Source organism: Brevundimonas sp. CURTG3B2_SDJG (assembly GCF_057364705.1).
Genome location: NZ_JBNFOJ010000372.1, coordinates 1 through 2,467 on the forward strand (window position 1 = coordinate 1; position 2,467 = coordinate 2,467).

Genomic DNA, 2,467 nt, shown 5'->3' on the forward strand with positions numbered 1-2,467 from the left:
CAGCGCCTGCTGCACGCGCGGCGCGGCGGCGGCCGAGCGGCGCAACCCGACAGAGGCGGCGCGCCAGGATGAATCCACGTCTCGCAAAGCCGCATGCGACGCCCCCTCGCATGTTTTTCACAGGGAAGTGACGGGGTTGTTTTTCAAAAACGAGGCCGCCAAAGGCAAACCTGAGCCTTGGCGGAAAGCGGGGGACGGGTAAGGTGGCGACCCTGTGCAGGGAGGATTTCGTGAAGTCGATCACGTCGATTGTGGCGGCCCTGGCCGTCTGCGTGGCCACGGCGGCCGCCGCCCAAACCCCCGCGTCGCCTCCCGGTTCGCCCGAGGCGGGAACCACGTTCGTCCAAGTGGGGCGGCTTCTGGCCGATCCCGCGACCGGGACCGTGCAGCGCGATAAAACTCTCGTGATCCGAGGGAACCAGGTCGTGGAGGTCCGCGACGGGTTCGTCGGAGAGGGCGCGGTCGTCGACCTGAGGGACCAGTTCGTCCTGCCGGGGCTGATCGACAGCCACGTGCATTTGACCGGCCAGCAGAACCCGAACTCGCGGCTGGAGGGGGTGACCCAGTCCGACGCCGAGCAGGCGTTCGTCGGCGCGCGCTACGCCGGCCGGACGCTGCGGGCCGGATTCACGACGGTGGCGGACCTGGGAGCGACGAACGAGGCGATCTTCGCCCTGCGCGACGCGATCCGGCGGGGCGACGTTGACGGGCCGCGGATCATCGCCTCGGGCGAGGCGGTGTCGATCCACGGGGGCCACGGCGACGTGAACGGCTACCGCGACGACATCATGCACCTGTTCACCGGCGAGAGCATCTGCTCGGGTCCGGAGGACTGCATGCGGGCGGTGCGGCTGCAGGTGCGGGCCGGGGCCGACATCATCAAGATCACCGCCACCGGCGGGGTGCTGTCCAATACGGCGGCGGGGCTGAACCAGCAGTTTTCGGACGCGGAGCTGGCCGCCATCGTCAACGCCGCGCACCAGATGGGCCGCCAGGTGACGGCCCATGCTCATGGCGTGGACGGCATCAACAGCTTCCTGCGGGCCGGCGGCGACTCGATCGAGCACGGCACCTATCTGGACGACGAGTCGATCCGGCTGTTCCGGCGCGAGGGCGTCTATCTGGTGCCGACGCTGATGGCGGGGGATTATGTGGCGCGGATCGCGTCCGGCCCGGACAACTTCTTCACCCCCGCCCAGACGGCCAAGGCGCTGGAGGTGGGGCCGAAGATGCTGGACATGGCGCGCCGGGCGCACGAGGGCGGGGTCAGGATCGCGTTCGGCACGGACTCGGGCGTTTCGGCCCACGGGGACAACGCCCAGGAGTTCGGCCTGCTGGTGCGGGCCGGGCTGACGCCGCTGGAGGCGATCCAGACGGCGACCGTGAACGCGGCGGCGCACCTGAAGATCTCGGACCAGGCCGGACGGATCGCGGTGGGCATGCCGGCGGACCTGGTGGCGGTGCGCGGCGACCCGCTGAGCGACGTGACGGTGCTGGAGCGCGTCAGCTTCGTGATGAAGGGCGGCGAGGTGTTTCGGGCGGAGTAGGCGGTCTCGCCCATCGAAACAGAGATCGAGGTGCTGGGAATGAAGCGAAAGAGTGCCGCCGACATCGTTCATCTCGGTGGCTTGGCGATCATCGCCGTCATCGCGTTGTTCGCCATACCGCTGCTTATGACCGAGTTTTCCTGGCGAGCGGTCGGTGTTCTTGTGGGCGCAGCCTTCGGCGGCGTCGTTTGCCTGGTGGCGAGCAGGGTGATGAAGGCACGTTCCGGGGCCAGCGACGGTTAGGAAGGAGCGACGAAGCTGCGCGGGTCGCTTCAGGCCTCGCCTCAGCCTACGCCAGGGCAAGTTGCTGAGTCAGCAGCGCCGCGAACCCCGCCTCGTCGTCGAACACGGCCTTGACCGGCCATGAGGCCACCCGCGCGCGCCACTCGGGCGGCAGACGCGCCCAGTCCTTCTCGGTGGTGACCAGGGCGGCGCCCAGCATCTCGGCGCGGTCCTGGAGGAAGCGCAAGTCGTCCTCGCGGTAGGGGGCGTGGTCGGGGAAGGGGGCGAAGTCGGCGAGGATCGCGCCGGCGGCCTTCAGGGAGCGCTCGACCTTCCAGGGCTTGGCGATGCCGGCGAAGCCCATCAGCGGGCCGGGCGGCGGCGGGCCGGCGGGCTGGAGCCGGGCGACGAAGACGGGCAGGGCGCCGAACGCCTCCAGCAGTTCGGGGTCGGGCGCGTCCAGGTCCGAGGGCATCAGCAGGACGACGGCGTCGGCGCGGGCGAGCCCCGCCTTCAGCGGCTCGCGCATCGGACCGGAGGGGAAGACCGAGCCGTCGCCGAAGGGCCATTCGCCGTCGCGGGTCTCGCCGTCGACGACGATGAGGCTGAGCGCCTTCCTCAGGGCGGGATTCTGGTGGCCGTCGTCCAGGACCACGGCCTGGGCGCCGGCCTGGGCCGCGGCGCGGGCCGCCGGCGAC

4 protein-coding genes are annotated in these 2,467 nt (G+C 70.4%); 3 read left to right on the plus strand and 1 reads right to left on the minus strand.

The features are described from left to right. From AC2W7C_RS16745 to AC2W7C_RS16755, 3 genes are all read left to right on the plus strand, one after another. Nucleotides 1–202 (plus strand): hypothetical protein (locus tag AC2W7C_RS16745; protein ID WP_486002394.1); only part of this gene is annotated, 202 nt, incomplete at its 5' end. Nucleotides 203–230: 28 nt separating this feature from the next. Then, nucleotides 231–1,547 carry a metal-dependent hydrolase family protein gene (locus AC2W7C_RS16750; RefSeq protein WP_486002395.1) on the plus strand — a complete coding sequence of 439 codons (1,317 nt, stop codon included), beginning with the start codon at nucleotides 231–233 and terminating at the stop codon, nucleotides 1,545–1,547. Between the two features lie 30 nt (nucleotides 1,548–1,577). Beyond that, entirely contained in the window at nucleotides 1,578–1,790 is a 213-nt protein-coding gene (locus AC2W7C_RS16755; RefSeq protein ID WP_486002396.1) for a hypothetical protein, read from the plus strand. Nucleotides 1,791–1,836: 46 nt separating this feature from the next. Here AC2W7C_RS16755 and AC2W7C_RS16760 read toward each other — a convergent pair. Further along, the coding region (locus AC2W7C_RS16760) for a tetraacyldisaccharide 4'-kinase (RefSeq protein ID WP_486002397.1) at nucleotides 1,837–2,467 on the minus strand (631 nt) is incomplete at its 5' end.